This is a genomic window from Bradyrhizobium sp. UFLA06-06 (genome assembly GCF_054820065.1).
In genome coordinates this window covers 39,025-59,149 of sequence record NZ_JADFUD010000016.1, presented here as the reverse complement: position 1 = coordinate 59,149, position 20,125 = coordinate 39,025, and the positions used below count along the sequence as shown (strand labels likewise).

Below are 20,125 nucleotides of genomic sequence, written 5' to 3'. Positions count from 1 at the left end.
CCCTCATCTGTCATAGAGCCGGCATCGTCGGGCGGTCCAGCCTGAAGACGCGACGTCCGCCATTCGCTCGCTAGAAGCTCCAGCCCTTCGACGTGGCCCAGTCCAGCATGAATTGCTCGGTCTCGCGCCCGGCATCGGCGAGCCATGCGGTGAAGTCGGCGATGGCCCCGGCGCTTTCATTGTCGGCGAGATAAAACGAGCGGTATTCGCGCTTGCGCAGGCCGAGGTCGCCGAACGGCAGGCAGAGCTGGCCGGCCATCAGCTCGTCGATCACGAGAAACAGCGGAAACAGCCCGATGCCGATGCGCTCGATTGTCGCCTGCAGCGCGAAGAACATCTGCTCGAACCGCAGCGTCTCCTGATCCGCGCTCATCTCGCCGCCGGCCTGGGCGAGCCAGCGCGGCCAGTCATAGGGCTCGGTCAAATAGGTGATGAGGGTGTGATGCCGCAGATCATCGGGGGTGGCGAGCCGCCCGCGGCTCAAGAGATCGACATGGCAGACCGGCGCGATCAGCTCGGTCATGAAGTGCTGCGACATCCACCCGACCGGCTCGCCGACATTGCCGCGGATCGCGACGTCGAACGAACGATCGTTGACGTTAAGCGGCCCGATCGAGGTCAATAGCCGCAATTCGACATCGGCGCGCATCCGCTGGAACGACGCGATACGGCGGATCAGCCAGCGCATCGCGAAGGTCGGCGGCGCGCTGACGCGCAGCACCGACGGCGAGCCGTACGCCTTCATGTCCATCGAGGCGAGCGCCAGCCGATCGAGAATGGCCGTGACCTCGCGATAGTAGATCTGCCCGGCGGCGGTCAGCGTCAGTTGCGAGGGGGCTCGGCGAAACAGCTTGACGCCGAACCAGTCCTCGAGAAGCGCGACCTGGCGGCTGACGGCGCCGTGGGTGACGAGCAGCTCTTCAGCGGCCTTGGTGAAGCTGACGTGGCGCGCGGCCGCCTCGAATGTTCGCACCGCATTGAGCGGTGGCAACTTTCTCATGGTCGTGTCGCGTCTCCGGATGCATCAGGAAGATAGCGTGGCGGCGTCCGGATTGTCGAGGGCGCGGACGAATTGGGTGCGGTCGAGGTCGCCTTCCCAGCGCGCCACCACCACGGTCGCCACCGCGGTGCCGATGAAGTTGGTCAGCGCACGCGCCTCCGACATGAAGCGATCGATGCCGAGCAGCAGCGCGATGCTTGCCACGGGAACATGGCCGATCGAGCCCAGCGTCGCGGCCAGCACGATGAAGCCGCTGCCCGGCACGGCAGCCGCGCCCTTCGACGTCAACAGGCAGACCACCACGAGGCCGATCTGCTGGACCAGCGACATCGGCGTGTCGGTGGCCTGGGCGAGGAACACGGCGGCCATGGTCAAATAGATGCAGGTGCCGTCGAGATTGAAGGTGTAGCCGGTCGGGATCACGAGGCCGACGGTCGATTCCGCGCAGCCGGCGGCCTTCATCTTGTCGATGAAGCGCGGCATCACCGATTCCGATCCGGACAGGCCGAGCACCAGCAGCAGCTCCTCGCGGAGATAGCGGATCAGCTTGAAGATGCTGAAGCCGGCAAGGCGCGACACGACGCCGAGCCCGACGATCACGAACAGCACGCAGGTGAGATAGAACACCAGCATGAAGTGCGACAGCGCGACGATCGAGCCGACGCCGTATTTGCCGATGGTGAAGGCCATGGCGCCGAATGCACCGATCGGCGCGATCCGCATGATCATGCCGATCAGGATGAAGAGGATCTTCGACAGCCTCTCGATCGCCTCCAGCACCGGCTTGCCGCCCTCGCCATAGCGTTGCAGGGCGATGCCGAACAGCACGGCGAAGAACAGCACCTGCAGCGTGTCGCCGCTGGTGAATGCGCCGCCCACGGTCGACGGGATCACGTTCATCAGGAAGCCGACGACGGACTGGTCGTGCGACTGCGTCACGTAGGAGGCGACCAGGCGGGAATCCAGCGTATCAGGCGAGACATGCATGCCGACGCCGGGGCGCGCCAGGTTGATGACAACAAGGCCGAGGATCAGCGCCGCGGTCGTGGCGATCTCGAAATAGACAAGGGTTTTGACGCCGATCCGTCCGGCCTTGCGCATGTCGCCGAGGCTCGCAATGCCGTGCACCACGGTGAGGAAGACGATCGGCGCGATCGCCATCTTGATCATCTTGATCAAGGCGTCGCCGAGCGGCTTCAGCGCCGCGCCGATATCGGGCCAGAGATAGCCGACGAGCACGCCGAGCGCGATGCCGATCAGCACCTGGACATAAAGACGCGCATGCCAGGGCGCAGCGACGGCGTCGAGACGGGCGGCACCGTCATTGGTGATCGTGGACATGGGCGTCGATCCTCGGGAGTCTCTGGTGTTGGCCGCGCGGGAGAGATCATCGGCAGACGCCGATGCGGCAGCACTGGAACGTTGGCGGGCGATTGGCCGAAGCGCAAACGAGTTAAGCTCAGGCAGCGTGACCTCAGCTCACAGGCCGACGGGCGTCTCGATCGGCGATGGCGGCGCGAGGCGCGCATGAACCCACCCCGCGTGAGCCCACCTCACGCTCCGTCAGCATTACTCGTTTGCGGGCGCCGCCGGCTTTGGCCGACAAAAGCGGAGAGGCCGGTCGTCAGCCGGCGCAAGCTGTGAGGAGCGACAATGAGCAGACTTTCGGTGGCGGTGATCGGCGCCGGCATGGGCGGGCTTGCCTCCGCCGCGGCGCTGACCCGCGCAGGGATTGATGTGACGGTGTACGAGCAGGCCCAGCGCTTCACCCGGCTCGGCGCCGGCATCCAGATCGGCTGCAACGCCATGAAGGTGATGCGGGCGTGGGACCTCGAGCCGCTGCTGCGCCGCGAGGCGTTCTATCCGCGGTCCTGGAACAACAAGGAGCACGACACCGGCGAGGTTCGCTTCGACATGGTGTTCGGCCCGGCCGCCGAGGAGCGCTATGGCGCACCTTATCTGCTCGGGCATCGCGGCGATCTGCACGCGGCACTCGCCAGCGCCGTGCCTGAGAAGCTGGTTCGTCTCGACCACAAGCTGACCGCGATCGAACAGCGCGCGGACCGCGCGGTGGCGCTGACCTTCGCCAACGGCCACAGCACGACGGTCGACGCCGTGGTGGCGGCGGATGGCGTGCATTCCCTGGTCAAGGAACGGCTGTTCGGCCGTGATGAACCGAACTTCACCGGCCGCATCGCCTATCGCACGGTGTTCCCGGCATCGCTGCTCAACGGTTATCCGATCGACGACTGCACCAAATGGTGGGGACCCGATCGCCACATCGTCATCTACTACGTCAAGCCCGATCGCAGCGAGGTCTACTTCGTGACCAGCCAGCCGGAGCCTGGATTTACCGTGGAATCCTGGTCGGCCACTGGTGACGTCAACGAATTGCGCAGGGCGTTCGAGGGCTTCCATCCGCAGGTCCGCAAGGTGCTGGAGGCCTGCCCGTCGGTGCACAAATGGGCGCTGGTCGACCGCGATCCGCTGCCGCGCTGGAGCGAGGGCAACATCACGCTGCTCGGCGACGCCTGCCATCCGATGACGCCGTATATGGCGCAGGGTGCGGCGATGGCGATCGAGGACGCCGCGGTGCTGTCGCGCTGCCTCAAGGGCGTGGATCGCGACGGCGTTGCCGACGCCTTCCGCCGCTTCGAGGCAACGCGCAAGCCGAGAACCTCGCGCGTGCAGGCGAGTTCGCGCACCAACACCTGGCTCAAGAACCCGACCGATCCGGACTGGGTCTACGGCCATGACGCCTGGACCACGCCGCTCGCCGAGCCGGCGCTGGCCTGATCACAATCAACAGGAGACAATAATGACCGACGCAAATCCCCGCGGCGAGAAGTTCGAGCGCGGGCTGCAAACCCGCCGCACCGTGCTCGGCGACGCCTATGTCGAGCGATCGCTGAAGGCGGCCGACGATTTCAACTGGCCGATCCAGAAGCTCGCGACCGAATATTGCTGGGACGAGATCTGGAATCGCCCCGACCTCGACAAGCGCAGCCGCAGCCTGCTCAACCTCGGCATGATCGCGGCGCTGAACCGGCCGCATGAGCTCAAGGTGCATATCCGCGGCGCGCTCAACAACGGACTGAGCAAGGCCGAGTTGCGCGAGGTGTTCCTGCAGATCGCGGTCTATTGCGGCATGCCCGCCGGGCTCGACAGCTTCCGCATTGCCAAGGACGTGTTCGCGGAGATGGGCCTTGTCGACTGAACCGGCCCCGATCGAGATTGCTGCGTGGCAGGGCTTTGTCCGGCACGAGGTGCAGGGCAAGGCCGGGCGGAGCAGCGTCCGCAGCGGCGGCCCCGAACGCGGGACGCCTGTGCTGCTCTGCCATTCGATCCTGACCAGCAGCGCGATCTGGCATCGCCAGGCACTCGCGCTGGCCGCCCGCGGCCATCGCGTGCTCGCACTCGACAGCAGGGGTCACGGACAATCGCAGGCGCCGCGCGGTCCCTACGCCATGGACGATCTGGTGGCGGATGCGATCGCGGTGCTCGATCACTTCGGTATCGTGCGGGCGCACGTGATCGGCGTCTCCCAGGGCGGCATGACGGCGTTCGGTCTCGGCGTGCGCCATCCCGACCGCCTCCTCAGCCTCTGCGTGATCGCCGCATGGGCCGATGCACCGCCACCATTCGCCGCCGCGTGGGACGATCGGATCGCGCTGGTGCAAGCGCAAGGCATCGCGGCGCTGGCGGCGCCTACCGCCGAGCGCTGGTTCGGACCCGCCTTTCTCACGGCACATCCGGCGATCGCCGCGACGCTGCTCGACTGCATCAACCAGACCGATCCCGAAGGCTTCATCGGCTGCGCGCGCGCAATCCAGTCCCTCGCTTATCTCGACGGCGTCAGGCAGCTGCAAGTGCCGCTGACAATGATCGTGGGCGCAAACGACCAGCTGCTGGTGCAGCCGATGACGGAGCTTGCGACGCTGCTGGGTTGCCGGCTCGTGATCATTCCCGGCGCCGGGCATCTGCCTCAGGTCGATCACCCGGACGAGGTCGACGCCGCAATCAAACTGCACCTGCGCGAGTTTGGGCGTGTGGCGTGAGGCGTGTCATCCGACCGCGAACGCCGCTCCAATAATTATTGGAGGTGTAAGGTGCTTCACATGCAACTCACAAGCGATGAGGTTGAATCGTGCGGACTACTTGTGCAGGAGGAGAACTCTATGTCCACGTATGTGACAGGCTTCACAAGAGACGCCAAATCCCAGAACGTCGTCGAGTTCGCGTCTGACCTGGCCCCGGACACCTGGATATCGATACCGCGGGGCCTGATCGAGAATATCAAGGAATTGCCCGGCAAGTCGGCACAAGGCGCTTACGTCAGGGCGGGCATCAAGCTCGCGGAGCCGGCCTCGCCTGAGGGAAAAGTCTTTGCAGCACTGACCGACGGGCTCAACACCGCAATTGTCTCGCTTTCGCGGAAGGTCGCCCCCGCCCTGGACAGCACCGGCAAGGCAACGCACGCGAGCGACTCATGCATCCGTTGTCTCGAGGCCTGCAAGCTGATCGTCCTTTCGCCGGACGACCCATTTGCTCAGATTACTTGCATGTTGGGGTGCGCGGCTTGCCCATGAGCTCCTGAAAGAGAGGCTGGGCTACCCGATCGGCATCTGCGCGGGTTCAACCAATCGACATGGCGCTTGCCGTCCGCCGCAAGGCACCACTTGGCGGCGGCGAACGGCACGAGCTTGCGTCGGACGCAACCGGGCACACGATGTATTTGCTTTACGCCCGAGGAAGACCCGCGACTTCGTCGCGGGTCTCCGGGGAATTGGCTATGCCAATCAGTGGACCGAACGGTCGGTGCGGGCAGCGGCCCGCGCGGTCGTCATCTTGTTGCGGGGCGTCAGAACGCTGAGTTGATGCGGCGTCGCCGACGTCGTCGCCACGGGCGCTTGTTCGCGGGCGTTGGCGGCGCCAATGACGCCGGCCTGCACCGCCGAGATCGGCAGGCCCGCGGCCTCGTAGGTCGGAAGCTCCGCGGCGGACACGGCGGTTGCGCTCGCGATCGCGAGAGCGGCGGCAATGGTGGAGAGGGAAATCTTGATCACGGAAGGCTCCTCAATGGCACGTGAGAAGCAGAGTTAGTCAGCTATTATTGCAATGCAATATCAATGTTGCCGCACTGCACAAATAATTGATCGCCTGCGCGCCAGGCGGGCACCAGCGGCCGTCGTGAACCGCTGCTCGTTAGCTTCGGGTGTCAGGGATTGCCGCATGCTTCCTTGACCGTCCGAGAGAGATCTCGGCGCGCCCAGGCTTGTCCCGGCCATGACGGCGCGGAAGAATCGGTTCATTCCAAATGCGATTGCCCTGCTATCGACCCGATGCGTCGTTCGACCTTCCGAACTGATGATGATGCAGGTCCACGTCGGGGTACTCAACAATGATGATCCGCCCTCCTAGAATAGCGGCTTGCCGTCCGCCTCCCCATGGTGCGATGACACCATCCTGATGCGTAGAGCTCGGCGCAGTCGTCGGAATGTTCGCCTCATCCGGAGACACCAATGCCGCGGTATTTTTTTCATCTCCACGGCGGCCATTCAGTGCTCGATGATGTCGGTTTGGATCTTCCCGACATTTTCGCCGCACGGACGACGGCGATTGAACTGAGCGGCGAGATACTCAAGCACGACGTGACGGAGCCATTCTTGCGTCATCTTCGCTGGCATGTCGAAATCAGCGACAGCCCCGAACCGGGCGGCCAGTCACTGTTCGTCCTTCGGTTTTCCATTGCGGCATGAATAGCAGCGAACGCAGCGCTCGCCTGGGGCGCCTCGTGGCCATTTCAAAACTTCGCGATCGAGCGAAGCGTGCAAGCTTGATGTCCGGGAGGAGTACTCAGAACGCACCGGAGACACGCTGAGCGAAAGCTGCAATTCCAGTCCATTGTGGCCGGACCAGCCGCCGGCTTGCCTTGGCTCGCAGAAACCAATCACCACTACATCATGGAGAAGAAGCTTTCTGCCGATCCGCTTTCAAACATCACCGCCTGGTGTCTCGAATTTGTTTTCGCGCCTAGACCTGACCTCGGAGGTCCCGCATGACAGCAAGACACGTCTGGTACGTCTCCTTCGTTGATCAACGCGATGCTCCGCCCGACAGGCACGCACGAAGGACTGCGACATTCGTATCCGAACAGGATGCGAAGCAGTTCACAAGGAAACTGGCGGAGGACCGGCGCATCGAGAGACTCTCGGCTGGAACGATCAACCCGTACCGACCAAAACGGGTCATCGGATCCAGGGAAATTGGCCAGTGGCTTGGCAAGACTTAGGCCACCATGGTGATCCGCAGTTGAGCTTGCCCCCACCGTGGAACGACGATCCATCTCTTAAAACGGCCGCGCCTGGAGAGTAGTTGCGAATGCGAATGATGAAACCAAGCTACTCCGTTCTTGCTGACCCACAAGGGATGACGCAAACCGTATTCCGATGTTTGGCCTGGGGATTAATCCTGGGCCTCTTCATCGTCACCGATACACCGCTGGCATTCCGTCCGCACACGTTGGTATCGGCGAACATTGATCGTTTTGCAGCTCTGTTCATTATCGGGGTCGCCTTTTCGCTCGCCTATCCGAAGCGCGTGCTGCCAATACTGCTCGTCCTGCTAGCCATAGTCGTCGGCTTCGAACTCATCCAAAGACTGCTCCCCGACAGACATGGATACGTGAGGGACATGCTCGTCAAGGGCGCCGGCTGCTGTGCAGGCGTTTTCATCGCAACTGCCTTGAGACGCTCGTTCTCTGTATTCTCCAAGCGTACAGGCAGCCCGTTGATCTAGCGGGAATGATCATCTCGCGCGAAGCTCGACGAAAAAATGCCGTCGCCGCTATTCGGCGGATGGAACGCCGGCCGGCCCGGAATATGAGACGGCAAGCGTCGCAAGGACGGTCCTGTTGCTGATCTCGAGCTTGCGGAAGATGTGGTGCAGATGAACCTTGATGGTACCGTCGGCCACCTTCAGACGGCGGCCAATCTCCTTGTTCGACAGGCCCTCCGACACCAAACGCATGATCTGACGCTCGCGGTCCGTCAGCACCGCAAGATATTTCTCCGGGATCGTCGCTTGCGCATAAGGGATGGCTTCTTCGTACGAGGGCGAAGGCAACGTCTTCTGGCCGTCGGCGACTTGCCGCAACGTCTGCAAGAGCGTTTCAGGCTCCTCCTCGCTCAGAAGAACGCCGCAAGCTCCCGCTGCTGCGAGCACGGCGAGATCGCGATCCTCAACTGAGGCGGCAAGAAACACGAGCCGCACACCGAGCGCCCCGGAATTTGCGACCTCGAGCATGGCCTGCCCAAAAATGTCGGGCATCGACATGTCCAGAATGGCGATGTCCGGCGCAAGGCTCTGCATTGCCTTGAAGCAGCTCGCAATGTCATTGCAGCGAGCAACAACTTTGAAATCGCGCTCTGCTTCGAGCAGGCAGTTCAGACCCAATAAAACGACTGGATATCTACTGGCAATTACAACACGACTGAAATGCATTTCCGATCAACCCTTAGTCCCCCTCCAGTTCAGATCGGCGCCCATGTCATTAATAAGTTACTCTAATATGAGACATGCTAGTAAGGTTTTGTTGTCGCTTGGTCCCGTGAATTTACTGCCTGGAGCGCGACAACCAACATGGTTTCACAACGTATAATCGCGGCGGCGACCTGGCGCACCCCAGGCGAGCGTCCGTCGACCAGGACCGGGAGATCGCCCTCGTCAGGTTGGCGGCCCCAAATGCCCTATAACCAACGGTATATAGGGATATTGGGGATTAGCATCTAACATTCTTAAATATTTTGAGAGTGGGTTAAGCGCTTTTCGTCCCGGGTTTGTTCCATCGACCAAATCTGAGGAAGCTTGTTTTTACGTCGTTCTTTTTAGCTGGGCGGGCCACCGAAAGTGAACCGGGTTCAACCGTTCAACCGCTTGTATCATTGTAGCGTCCGGGAGAGTTTCCATGAGACGACGATATCCTTTTGCCATTGCGCTGGTTGGTGAAAATAGTCTTCGCAAAGAAGGCCTTGCAAGAATTCTAAATTCGGAGAATTTTGTCCTAGCCTCAATAGACGATGCCGATGATTGGCCGAGCGACGAGGCGCTTCAGAACGTCCCCGCCAGTCAGGCATTGTTCCTCATTGTTCATAGCGGCGATGATTTTCGCTCGACAGTCGAGCAGATCGAATCGTTCAAGCACCGCTGCACGGATGCGCGTGTGGCAGTTGTCGCGGATCACTTTCACCTGAGTGATCTGGTTGCCGCATTCCGGGCCGGCGCCACCGGATATTTCATCGACGTGATGAACTGCGACGCGTTCATCAAATCTATCGAACTCGTCATGATGGGTGGGACGGTATTCCCGCCGGCATTCCTGACGTCCGCCCTCGATACCGAGAAACGCGAGGTGGACGATGCTCCCGTAGCCAACGATGACGATCGCGCCGTCGCAACGGCAGATGACACGCTGGCTCAGCAACTTTCGCCGCGGGAAGTTTCAATCGTGCAGTGCCTGATTGAAGGCGATTCCAACAAGTGCATTGCGCGCAAGATCAAGATTGCCGAAGCCACGGTGAAGGTTCACATCAAGGCGATCCTTCGCAAGATCCGGGTTCAAAACAGAACACAGGCAGCAATCTGGGGATTGAACCATCGATCTGCGGCTTGGTCGAGAAACAGCAGTTCGGCGCATCAGGTCGTCGACGTAACCGAGCGGCTGCTCCCGCCTGGCCGGGAAATTTCCAAGATCGCGAGAGCGGGCCGGCCGGCGCCACTTGGCGCGATCGACCATGCGGAGAACTACTTTGAAGTCTCCCTCGCCAACGGCCATACCCGCAAGGACATGAGCTCAAAAGCCGACGGGGCGATCCGACTGCGAAAATAGCCGAGACTCGTCCGGTCTGGCGCATCGGCATCACCGCGCGGGATGATTTCCCGCGCGCGGCGAGCAATGACCACGCAGACGCGAAACGGAAGCGGAAATGATCTTGTTGACCGGCGGTGCCGGCTATATCGGGTCCCATATCGCTGTCGCGCTACTCGACGCCGGGCTCGATGTCGTCGCGGTCGACAATCTTTCCAACAGCAACAGCGCCTCCCTCGAACGGATACGAGCCATCTGCGGACGATCGGTCATTTTCCGGCATGCCGATATCCGCAATGAAGAGGCGATCTACCAGATCCTGCGCGCCCACGACGTGACCGCGGTCATTCATCTCGCCGGCCTCAAGGCGGTGGGCGAGTCCAGCGCGCAACCCATGACCTATTACGACAACAACGTTGTGGGAACGATGCGGCTCGTGTCGGCCATGACGCGAGCATCCGTCAAGACGCTAGTCTTTAGTTCATCCGCAACCGTATACGGGACACCCGCGTACCTGCCGCTGGACGAGAAGCATCCTGTCGCGCCGATAAATCCATACGGCCGCACCAAATACTTCATCGAAGAAATCCTGAAGGATCTTCATGGGTCCGACAAGGATTGGCGGATTGCCATCTTGCGCTACTTCAATCCGGTTGGCGCCCACGAAAGCGGACTGATCGGAGAAGATCCTCTGGATGTGCCGAACAATCTGCTGCCGATTGTCGCACAAGTGGCGATCGGACGGCGTCCGAAGGTGCATATTTGGGGAAACGATTATGATACTCCGGACGGCACCGGGATCCGTGACTACATTCACGTTGTCGATCTTGCATCCGGACATCTGAGCGCCCTGAGCCAACTGAGGCAGCCCGGCCTTCTGACTGTCAATCTCGGAACAGGAAGCGGCAGCAGCGTCATGGACGTGATCCAGACATTCAAGGAAGTGAGTGGCCGGCCAGTTCCGTATGTGATCGACCAACGCAGGGTCGGTGACGTCGCAATCTGCTATGCCGATCCAACTCTCGCGAAGAACCTGTTGGGCTGGACATCAAAGCGATCCCTGACACAGATGTGTGCCGACCATTGGCATTTCCAGATGAAGAACCCGAATGGCTATCGCGGCGCGTAGTCGGCGAGAACCGTCTGCGTCTTGCGCGGTCATGACGATGACCTGGCGGCTGCCAAGACCGCCCGATACCGTCTCGCTGGCTGACGAGAATTTCTGTGTCGTTCGAGGCCCGCTCAATCCCGCGCAAGCTGCGACGACTGCTCTCATCGGCGAGCGCAAGTAGCGCGATGCCCAGTCTAGAGCATGATGAGATTAGGTTCAGCTGGAACGGCGTCGAAGGTTCACCTCTCCCTTGGGAGAGGTCGATTTGCGCAGCAAATCGGGTGAGGGGTTAGGTTCTATCGAGAGAACAAGAGCCCTCACCCGGATTGCACTGGACGATGCTTCGCCTCGCCAGGCGCAATCCGACCTCTCCCCGGTGGGGAGAGGTGAACCGAAATCGCGGCAAGCAGATTCAACCAAAACTTATCCCGCTCTAGTTAAGTCACCCACCCACCAATGCTCGCAATCGGCAGGATGGCAGGATGCCGCACTGAATATTGGCTAATCCCGAATTGCTGCCTTCACTTGCTGTACAGCAAGGCATCTTCGAAAGCGGCGCGCTATGGTTGTGCGAGCCGACTTACGTTGTTCAAGGTAGGACGGAATGCTTCTGGACGACGAGACGCCTGCCGCCACCATGTGTTCCGACAGCGTCTGCGCGCGCGACCGTGGGGAGTCGGAAGCCCGACTCACGATAGGCCAGGTCATCGGTCGAACTGCCAGTCGGTTTCCGAACCAGCCGGCGATCGTCTCGAGCGCTTTCGAGCCTCTGACATACAGCGGTCTTGAACGCCAGTTGAACGCATTCCGCCGGCGGCTGCGCTTGGCCGGTTTCGATTGCAATGCCCGGATCGGGGTCTTGATGCCGAACGGCTCGGAGGCGGTTCTCGCCATCGTGGCAGTCGCCTGCTGTACCGTCGCGGTGCCCCTCGATCCGCGCCTCTCCCAGCCTGAGATCGAGCAGCGTCTCGACATGCTGAACCTGAGCGCCCTCGTCGTGCTGCAGGGTAGTGCCCCTGAAGCTCGCCAGGCCGCAGCCCGCAGAACGCTTGCCATCATAGAAGCCGCGCCGGTCGGACAGGGGCAGCTTGGGCTCGAGATCGACGTGCAGGTTTCCGGCTCCCCGGCCGTCGACGCCGAGCCGGATCCGCGCTCTCCCACCTTCATCCTGCAGACGTCGGGCACGACCGCGCAGCCGAAGCTCATTCCGTTCAGTCATGACAATATGCTGGCGGCGGCCGAGCGCCTTCGGGCCTGGTTCGGCCTCACGTCCCGGGACCGATGCCTGAGCGTGTCGCCCCCGTACTATTCTCATGGGCTGAAAGTGACGGTCTTCACGCCGTTGCTGACGGGAGGCAGCATCGCCATCCCGGCGAACAATGCGATCGTCGCACTCGATGAGTGGTTCGATGTCCTGCGGCCGACCTGGTACTCGGCGGGCCCGACGCTTCACGCCACGGTGCTGAACAAGGCGCAGAGCCTCGAGAATGCAGGGGCTGCGCACACCCTGCGGTTCGCCATGTCAGGCGGCGCACCGCTGCCGAGGACCGTGCAGGAAGGCCTGCAACACGCTCTGGGCGTGCCGGTGCTGGAGCATTACGGCTCCAGCGAGGCGGCGCAGATCGCCGCCAACCAGCTGCCGCCGGGTCCGAACAGGCCGGGCACCTGCGGGAGACCCTGGCCCGATACCGTGGCGATCGTTGGTGAGGATGGACATCCCCTGGCGGCCGGCGAGCGCGGAGAGATCTGGATTCGTGGACCGACCGTGACGTCGGGCTATCTCGATGCGCCGGAACTCAATCAAGCCGCTTTCACGAAGGGTTGGTTTCACACCGGCGATATCGGCAGCCTCGACGAAGACGGCTTCCTTTCGCTGCACGGCCGCCTGAGCGAGCTGATCAATCGCGGCGGTGAGAAGATTTCTCCCGCCGAGATCGAAGCCGCGCTATTGCGACATTCGGCCGTCGCCGAAGCTGCGGCCTTCGCGATCTCACATCCGCGCCTGGGCGAGGACGTCGCAGTCGCCATCGTCCCTCATCGCGGCGCGCAGCCGACCGCTGCGGAGCTTCGCCAGTTCCTGCAACGCGAGTTGGCCTCGTTCAAGATTCCGAGACGCATTCTGACGCTCGACCATCTGCCGAAGGGGGTGACGGGAAAGGTTCAGCGGCGACGTCTGCGCGAGCTGGTCGACCGGCCACGGGGGCATCTGGCGCCGATGCCGGCGCCTGTCGCGAACGGGCCGTTGAATCTGGAAGCCGAGTTGCTGACGCTCTGGCGCAGGCTGCTCAAGAACCAGGCCGTGACCGTCGACAGCGATTTTTTTGCCAGCGGCGGAGACTCCCTTCTCGCGATGGAGATGCTGATCGAGGTCGAGCGGCTCGTCGGCTATCCCGTGCCGGAAACCATCATGTTCGGGGCAGAAACCATCCGGCAATTTTCCGCAAGGGTTTCCGCACCAACGGACACGTGGGCGACGCCGTTCTTCCAGCCCCATGCGTGTGGCACGCGGTCTCCGCTGTACTTTTTTAACGGCGACCTTGTCAGCGGCCACGCGAGCGTGCGGCGGCTGGTAGAGCTCCTGGGGCCGGATTATCCGATCATCTCGATCAATCCCCACGGTCTTCATGGGGAGCCGATTCCGGCCTCGATCGAGGCGATGGCCGCCGACCGCCTGCCGTTCATCCTGGCAAGGCAAGCGAGCGGTCCCTTTCTTCTGGGCGGCAAGTGCAATGGCGCCATGGTGGCGTTCGAAGTGGCCCGCCAGCTGATGGCAGCCGGCCACACGGTTGATTTGGTCACGATGGTGGACCCGCCGACTGTCAGTGCCCGTCCAATGCCACGGGCGATCCTCAGGCTGCTGAAGCCGCTGGTTTCCCCTTATCTTTTGCGTTGGACCTTCGAGCAAATGGTGAGACTGGAGCGATACATGAAGCTCCCCGCGAACGGACAAACCGCGAGCGCCAAGGTCGCAATTCCGACGGCGTTGTGGGACGCTCATTCAATCGCAATGGCGCAGTATTGTCCGGCACCGCTCGAGATCCCTGTGGCCTTTTACGCGGCCGACCACGATGGCCGAGCATGGCGGCATCTCAGCTCTCAACTGGAATTGATACAGGTGCCTGGCGGACATCCAGGCTGCCTGTTGATCGGTGCGGAACTGCTCGTGGATCACCTGCGGCGGAGATTTGAAAAACTCACCTCGGGATCGAGCGCCACGTGAGAAATCGGACGTCAGCCATGGCAGGCCCTGGTGAGCGGGCAGGGGATCAAGGCCGTCGGACGCCCAAGGCTGGAGCGCGCTGCACCAGCCTTGAGCCCGGTCGATCACAGCTTCACCTCGGCACAGTTGCTCGGCCGGCACAAGAGGCTAGCGTGGGTACTCAGGAAGGGTCCGCACCTCGATCAAATTCCGGATATAGTTCGCGTTATCGGCCTCCGCCGAGGCAACGGTCGGAGACGCCCAATCACGACGTGTCCGTCAGAGGGATGCCTGTGTGTGACCAGCCACCCGTCATCGGATCTTGCATCGGATCTTGCGCGAGCGCTGCAGCCTGGTGCTTCGGTCTTTCCGTCGCGGCGCGCGTTCGGTCCTCTGGCGTTGGAACGGGAAAGCATGCCTGAGACGGTTACCGATGTCAGCCTGGATGCCCTGGAGAGCATTGCGTGGCTTGAAACCTCATGGAAGGAGCTCGAAGCGCGAGTGACTCACTCGTTCTTCCTGTCCTGGCTCTGGATCGGCACCTGGCTACGGCACATCCCCAAGGGCGCGCAACCACACGTCCTCGTGGCCCGGTCATCAGGCAAGATCGTTGGCCTGGCGGTTATTTGCCGGCGGAGAACGTGGAGTCTCGGGCCGCATGCACGGACGCGCTGGCTGCTCAATGAAACGGGAGATACCCGCTTCGACCGATTGTTCATCGAGTACAACGGCATTCTTGCAGAGCAATCCGATGCCATCATGTCGGCGGGTCTCAATGCGTTGACGTCCCGCCTGCGCCGCTCGGATCAGTTGGTGCTCTCCGGAATTGATCCGGACCTTGAGGCGACTGCCAGTCGCGCCGCAGGCCGGGCCGGGCTCGTGACCGAGGTGAAACAGGCTGATGCGGCGTTGTGGGTTGATTTTGTCCCGGTCCGCCAGCGAGGGGGCGATTATCGCGCCACATTGGGCCGCAGCACGCGCCAGGCCGTGAGCCGTGCCATGCGGTTATATGCCGAACGCGGCCCCGTTGAACTCCGCATCATGGAAACGACGACGGAGGCCCTCGCCGCGTTCGATTTGCTGAGCGACTTTCATCGGTCGCGATGGGGACGCAGGGGAGCCTTCGCCAATCCCGGCTTCCGTCCGTTTCACGAGGACCTCATTGCGCGCGGCGTCCCCACGGGGGCCGTTCGCATCTCGCGGACGATGGTGGGGAACGAGACAATTGGGGTCGTGTACAATTTCGTGCACGACGGCCGTGTCCTGAACTACCAGAGCGGCTTTCTCTATGAGAGCGACAGCCGGCTCAAGCCCGGGCTCGTCAGCCATGTGCTGGCCATTGAGGACAGCATTGCACGCGGGGAAAGCGGCTACGACTTCCTGGCTGGTGGCGGCGGGCACAAGTCCCATCTGGCCAATCGGGAGCAGGCCATGACGTGGATCGCTGTAGGCAAAGACAGTCCGGAGCGCCACATCGAGGCCAAGCTCCGCAGCGCCAAGCGGATGCTGCGAACCATTGCGACAAATCTTCCGAAAAAGACCGCGGCTCTGTATTCCGTATTCGGGACTAGTTCCTAGTCGATCGGTTTGGGCTCTTTGGCGAGAACCAACGTCTGGGTTGGCGATGTGGCCATTGTCGGTGCTGCGCCTTTTTTGGCTGCCGGTCCCGGGGCCGGCGCTTACGGCTGGACTGCATCCATTGACAGCTTAGCGGCCCAATTCCCCTAGGAATATTCCCCGCTACCGCTTTGGCGGAATGACGCGCCGCTCTGCCGCCGGGTCACTCAACTCAAGCCGTCCGATCCGGGGCGCGCCGGATGGGAACTGGCAAAAAATGGGTAATTACGATGGTCCATTGAGCCATGGCGGTGCGCGACTAAAATTTCGATCAGCAGTCCGTTCGAATGCCCATCGCAAGACCCGTTCGGAATCTACCGGCGGCAATCCGGATCGAGGCCAATAGAAAGCAAGTTGTGATGGCTTTTCGCATAGGTGCCTGTGAACAGAGCGCGTGGGAAAGTAGTCGTTCCTTTGACGGGCAAGGCTATCGCAAACTTGAAAGCGGGGCTCGCGGAGCCGGCACCGCCCCCTCGAGCTTTTTGGGCAAAGCCGTTGAGCTGAGACGAGGGATCATAACGCCGGTTCTCGAGAATGATGGTTTGGAGGTCCTGGCATTCATGCTCCATATGGAGCAGGACGACATCCGGGAGCTAAGCGTTTGCCTCAACGAAGAGGAACATCGGCGCGCCGAGGGATTGAGATTGGAGCGAGACCGCCGCCGCTTTATCGTCAGCCGCGGGCAGCTGCGCCACGTCCTCGCTTCCAAACTGGGAATTTCGCCTGCGGAGATCGAGCTGGAATATGGACGGCTGGGCAAACCCCACCTCTCCCGCCGCATGCCCGCCCGTGACTTGCGCTTCAGCGTCTCACGATCCGGAGAAGTCGCGGCTATCGCCCTCTCGATCAGGCAGGAGGTCGGGGTGGACATCGAGGCAGTTCTTCCTGTGCCCGAAGCGGACGAGATCGCAGCGCTCTGCCTTTCCACCTTCGAGTACGAGTCCTACGCCGCCCTCGATCCGGAAGACCGGCTGGAAGGCTTCCTCGAGCGCTGGACCCGGCTGGAGGCTGTCTCCAAGGCGCTGGGGTGCGGCCTGGGACAGCCCATTTGCTGGGATGAAAAGGATTGGGCTGTCCGAAGCTTCGTACCGCAACCTGGATATGTTGGGAGCGTGGTCGTCCGGAAATGAACTGTCATCCGGGGTCGAAGATACCGCGATGGCGCACGGAACAGGAAATGTCAGCTTCATCCATGAAAAGCCCGATGTCAGCGCCGGTGATGCAGTTTTCTGAGCTGCTCGCAGACCTCGCGGTCAAGGACATCAAGGTCTGGGTCGAGGGCGACCGGCTGCGCTGCAACGCCCCGGCCGGCGCGCTGACGGCGGAGCTTCGCGATCAGTTGCAGGGTCGCAAGGGCGAGATCATCGCGTTTCTGAACATGGCCACGGCCGCCGCCACGCAATCGCCTGCAATCGTTCCGTTGCAGTCCGGCGGAACACGCTCGCCCATTTACGCCGTACCCGGTCATGTCGGGGCACCGTCCTCATTCCTGGACCTCGCGAAGAACCTGGGCGGCGATCAACCGTTCTACGCACTCCAACCGCCTGGCTTCGATGGGCAGAGCGAGCCGATGGACCGCGTCGAAGATATCGCCGAGTACTTCGCCCGCCAGATCGTCGAATATCAACCGACCGGTCCGTACATCATCGCCGGCTATTGCTCCGGCGCTTCAACAGCTTTCGAGCTGGCGCAAATCCTGGGACAACGGGAAGCGGAGGTCTCATGCGTTGCGCTGTTTGGCCCGCTTCACCCCACCACCTATGGGGAATGGCCGCGCCGGCTGTATTTCCTTGCCCGGGGCAAGGCGGAATCGTTCCTGCATGAGACAGCGAAGCTGCCGACATTCAGCGCCCGTCTTCGATATTTCGGCAGTCGCCTCCGCGAGCACTTCCGCGCCCTCGTCCCCCTCGTTGGCAAGAGCAAAGAGCCTGTCGCGGCAGATCCGGTATTGGCGAGCAGGGCTCTACTCAAATCCACGGCGATCGCGGCCTTTCAGCGGTACGCTCCCACTGCGTATTCGGGTCGGGTTTGCATATTCCTTCCCAACAAAGCCTGGCTGCGATCGGGCGCCGCGCCCCACCGATGGCTACGAGTAGTGCCGCATGCCGAATTTTACTTCGGGCCCGATGACTGCAACGAAGCCACGATGCTGATGGAACCTGACGCACCTGCCATCGCAGACCTCTATCGCCAGGCAACCCAAAAGCAGAACGATTGACGTGATTCTACTTTTCTAGTTTTCCCGATGGGAGCGTATTTCATGAACGAAGTCCTACCTATCGCGCCGGAGGGCGTCGCGCTTCCTCTGCTGAAGGATTCCGATCATCAGGCGCTGGTTGTCGATTACAACGCCACGGCAGCACGCTATCCGTCGGACAGGACGATCATCGATCTCTTCCGCGATCAGGCGACGCGCAGTCCTGACGCCGAAGCGATCCGCTTTGGCAATGCAACGCTGACCTACCGGCAGCTCGACGAACGCTCCAACCAGATGGCCGCGCATTTGAGCTCGACCGGCGTCGGCCCGGGCCGGATTGCCGTTGTTTTCATGGAGCACTCCATTGAAGTCGTCGTTGCGATCCTGGGTGTCCTGAAGTCCGGCGCAGCCTATGTGCCGGTGGATGCGGCAACGCCGAAGGGGCGTATCGCAACAATCCTGCGGGACATTTCCAACGGGACCGACGGGCGGGCGCCGGTGGCGATCACCCAGTCGCGCCTGCGTTCCGGCATTCCCCCGAACCTTGCCGACATTTTCGTGCTCGACGCCGATTTCGAGTCGATCATGAATCAGCCGGCCTCGGCCCGGCCGTCCGCTGCCAAGCCGGGCGGCACCGCCTATATCATCTTCACCTCCGGCTCGACCGGCACGCCCAAGGGCGTCGAGATCGAGCACCGGAGCCTGGTGAACTACATCTGGTGGGCCGCCCAGGTGTACAGTTCCGGCGAGAGTCTCGCATGGCCCCTTTTCTCATCCCTCGCATTTGACCTGACCGTCACAACGCTCTTTACGCCGCTCATCACCGGCGGCCGCATCGTGGTCTATCTTGGCGATCCCGGGGTGCAGAGCATGGTCGCGCTCAAGGTGATCGACGACAATGCGGTGGATATCATCAAGCTGACGCCGGCGCATCTCGCGATGATCCGCGACCGCAATCTTGAGACCACAAGACTGCGCAAGTTCATTGTGGGCGGTGAGGACTTCAAGGCCGCGCTGGCTCGCGACATCACCAACGCTATTCCCCATCCTATCGAAATCTACAACGAGTATGGACCAACCGAAGCCACGGTGGGCTGCATGATTCACCGTTTCGACACCGAGCGGGATCAATCCGCATCGGTGCCGATCGGCGTTCCGGCTGCGAATGCGGGAATCTACGTCCTCAGCAAGGAATATCAGCCCACCGGCCCCGGGATCATCGGTGAGATGTTCATTGCCGGCGACGGTCTTGCGAGAGGTTATTTCAATCGCCCTGACCTGACCGACGAGCGTTTCCGCACGGTCGCCGATCCCCGAGATGGGCGCTCGAAGCTGCGGCTCTACAAGACGGGCGATCTCGCCCGCTGGAACTCGGAAGGACGCCTGGAATTTCTCGGCCGCGCCGATCATCAGGTGAAGGTCGGTGGCACCCGTATCGAGCTGGGCGAGATCGAGGCTCGGCTGCTCAAGCACCCGGAAGTTCAGGAATGCGCCGTCGTCGCCATCATCACCTCGATGACGAAAGCGGCGACACAGACAAATCCCCAAAACGGCCATGTCGAACCGTCGACGACCGAAGACGGCATCGCACGACTTGTGGCCTACTACGTCTCGTCGAAAGCTCCGACCGTGGCGGATCTGCGCGCGCACCTCGCCGAAGAACTCTTGGAGTCGATGATTCCGACGCACTACGTTCGCCTCGAGCGGATGCCGCTCACGTCCAACGGCAAGGTCGACCGCTCGTCGCTTCCCGAGCCGACGGCGGAAAACATCCAGCCGGCGCAAGTCTTCGCCGCTCCCTCGACCGAAACCGAGAAGACCCTGGCCGCGCTATGGTGCCAACTCCTGAAACTCGAGTCGATCGGACGCCACGACAACTTCTTCGACCTGGGCGGGGAGTCGCTCCTGGTGGTGCGTGCGGTGTCGCGTATGCGAAAGATCTTCGGCGTCGACGTACAGCTTCGCAACCTCTTTGAGCGCCCGACACTGGCCGAACTGGCGGAAGTCATCGACGGCATGCGCTGGGTGGCCGGTTCCAATAACCCTTCCCTCTCGGAGGGACCGAGAGAGGAGGTCGAACTCTAGCCGGAAGGCCTCCGTCCGGTCCTGGGCGTCGGGACGGGAGCCTTTGAGTC

17 protein-coding genes are annotated in these 20,125 nt (G+C 62.0%); 13 read left to right on the top strand and 4 right to left on the bottom strand.

Annotation, left to right across the window (positions count from 1 at the left end):
* Positions 1–70: 70 nt before the first annotated feature.
* Both IF803_RS16180 and IF803_RS16175 read right to left on the bottom strand, forming a co-directional pair.
* A complete protein-coding gene (locus IF803_RS16180; RefSeq protein ID WP_411781756.1) occupies positions 71–1,000 on the bottom strand; it encodes a LysR substrate-binding domain-containing protein in 930 nt (309 codons plus the stop codon).
* Between the two features lie 24 nt (positions 1,001–1,024).
* Positions 1,025–2,341, bottom strand: coding sequence for a dicarboxylate/amino acid:cation symporter (locus IF803_RS16175; RefSeq protein WP_461192765.1), 1,317 nt, complete (start codon positions 2,339–2,341; stop codon positions 1,025–1,027).
* A gap of 312 nt (positions 2,342–2,653) precedes the next feature.
* Here IF803_RS16175 and IF803_RS16170 point away from each other — a divergent pair, with 312 nt between their 5' ends.
* The 4 genes from IF803_RS16170 to IF803_RS16155 all read left to right on the top strand — a co-directional run bounded on the left by IF803_RS16170 (position 2,654) and on the right by IF803_RS16155 (position 5,589).
* Positions 2,654–3,796: an FAD-dependent monooxygenase gene (locus IF803_RS16170; RefSeq protein WP_461192764.1), complete on the top strand. Its 1,143-nt coding sequence runs from the start codon at positions 2,654–2,656 to the stop codon at positions 3,794–3,796.
* A 22-nt stretch (positions 3,797–3,818) separates the two neighbouring features.
* Positions 3,819–4,217: a carboxymuconolactone decarboxylase family protein gene (locus IF803_RS16165; RefSeq protein ID WP_028341542.1), complete on the top strand. Its 399-nt coding sequence runs from the start codon at positions 3,819–3,821 to the stop codon at positions 4,215–4,217.
* On the top strand, positions 4,207–5,058 hold the full coding sequence (locus IF803_RS16160) for an alpha/beta fold hydrolase (protein ID WP_461192763.1): 852 nt from the start codon (positions 4,207–4,209) through the stop codon (positions 5,056–5,058). The genes IF803_RS16165 and IF803_RS16160 overlap by 11 nt, the downstream gene beginning before the upstream one ends.
* 120 nt (positions 5,059–5,178) lie before the next feature.
* The gene (locus IF803_RS16155; protein ID WP_461192762.1) at positions 5,179–5,589 is read left to right on the top strand and encodes a hypothetical protein; all 411 of its coding nucleotides are present in this window, start codon (positions 5,179–5,181) and stop codon (positions 5,587–5,589) included.
* Between the two features lie 210 nt (positions 5,590–5,799).
* Here IF803_RS16155 and IF803_RS16150 read toward each other — a convergent pair whose 3' ends face one another.
* Entirely contained in the window at positions 5,800–6,066 is a 267-nt protein-coding gene (locus tag IF803_RS16150) for a hypothetical protein (RefSeq protein WP_028341544.1), read from the bottom strand.
* 456 nt (positions 6,067–6,522) lie between these two features.
* Here IF803_RS16150 and IF803_RS16145 point away from each other — a divergent pair, with 456 nt between their 5' ends.
* Together IF803_RS16145 and IF803_RS16140 are read left to right on the top strand one after the other, a co-directional pair.
* Positions 6,523–6,759 carry a DUF6894 family protein gene (locus IF803_RS16145; RefSeq protein ID WP_461192761.1) on the top strand — a complete coding sequence of 79 codons (237 nt, stop codon included), beginning with the start codon at positions 6,523–6,525 and terminating at the stop codon, positions 6,757–6,759.
* A 622-nt stretch (positions 6,760–7,381) separates the two neighbouring features.
* Entirely contained in the window at positions 7,382–7,798 is a 417-nt protein-coding gene (locus tag IF803_RS16140) for a VanZ family protein (protein ID WP_461192760.1), read from the top strand.
* Between the two features lie 48 nt (positions 7,799–7,846).
* Here the strand turns inward: IF803_RS16140 and IF803_RS16135 are convergent, their stop codons facing one another.
* The gene (locus IF803_RS16135; RefSeq protein WP_461192759.1) at positions 7,847–8,503 is read right to left on the bottom strand and encodes a LuxR C-terminal-related transcriptional regulator; all 657 of its coding nucleotides are present in this window, start codon (positions 8,501–8,503) and stop codon (positions 7,847–7,849) included.
* A 463-nt stretch (positions 8,504–8,966) separates the two neighbouring features.
* On the opposite strand from IF803_RS16135, the gene IF803_RS16130 reads away from it, so the two are divergent.
* The 7 genes from IF803_RS16130 to IF803_RS16100 all read left to right on the top strand — a co-directional run bounded on the left by IF803_RS16130 (position 8,967) and on the right by IF803_RS16100 (position 20,075).
* A complete protein-coding gene (locus IF803_RS16130) occupies positions 8,967–9,887 on the top strand; it encodes a LuxR C-terminal-related transcriptional regulator (protein WP_461192758.1) in 921 nt (306 codons plus the stop codon).
* Between the two features lie 97 nt (positions 9,888–9,984).
* Positions 9,985–10,995 carry a UDP-glucose 4-epimerase GalE gene (gene galE / locus IF803_RS16125; RefSeq protein ID WP_461192757.1) on the top strand — a complete coding sequence of 337 codons (1,011 nt, stop codon included), beginning with the start codon at positions 9,985–9,987 and terminating at the stop codon, positions 10,993–10,995.
* A gap of 586 nt (positions 10,996–11,581) precedes the next feature.
* Positions 11,582–14,197, top strand: coding sequence for an AMP-binding protein (locus IF803_RS16120; RefSeq protein WP_461192756.1), 2,616 nt, complete (start codon positions 11,582–11,584; stop codon positions 14,195–14,197).
* A 393-nt stretch (positions 14,198–14,590) separates the two neighbouring features.
* Complete coding sequence (locus IF803_RS16115; protein ID WP_461192755.1) at positions 14,591–15,754, top strand: GNAT family N-acetyltransferase; 1,164 nt, start codon at positions 14,591–14,593, stop codon at positions 15,752–15,754.
* 398 nt (positions 15,755–16,152) lie between these two features.
* Entirely contained in the window at positions 16,153–16,923 is a 771-nt protein-coding gene (locus IF803_RS16110) for a 4'-phosphopantetheinyl transferase family protein (protein ID WP_461192754.1), read from the top strand.
* 47 nt (positions 16,924–16,970) lie between these two features.
* Positions 16,971–18,011: a thioesterase domain-containing protein gene (locus tag IF803_RS16105; RefSeq protein ID WP_461192753.1), complete on the top strand. Its 1,041-nt coding sequence runs from the start codon at positions 16,971–16,973 to the stop codon at positions 18,009–18,011.
* 42 nt (positions 18,012–18,053) lie between these two features.
* Positions 18,054–20,075, top strand: a complete 2,022-nt coding sequence (locus IF803_RS16100; protein WP_461192752.1) for a non-ribosomal peptide synthetase — start codon at positions 18,054–18,056, stop codon at positions 20,073–20,075.
* Positions 20,076–20,125: the final 50 nt, after the last annotated feature.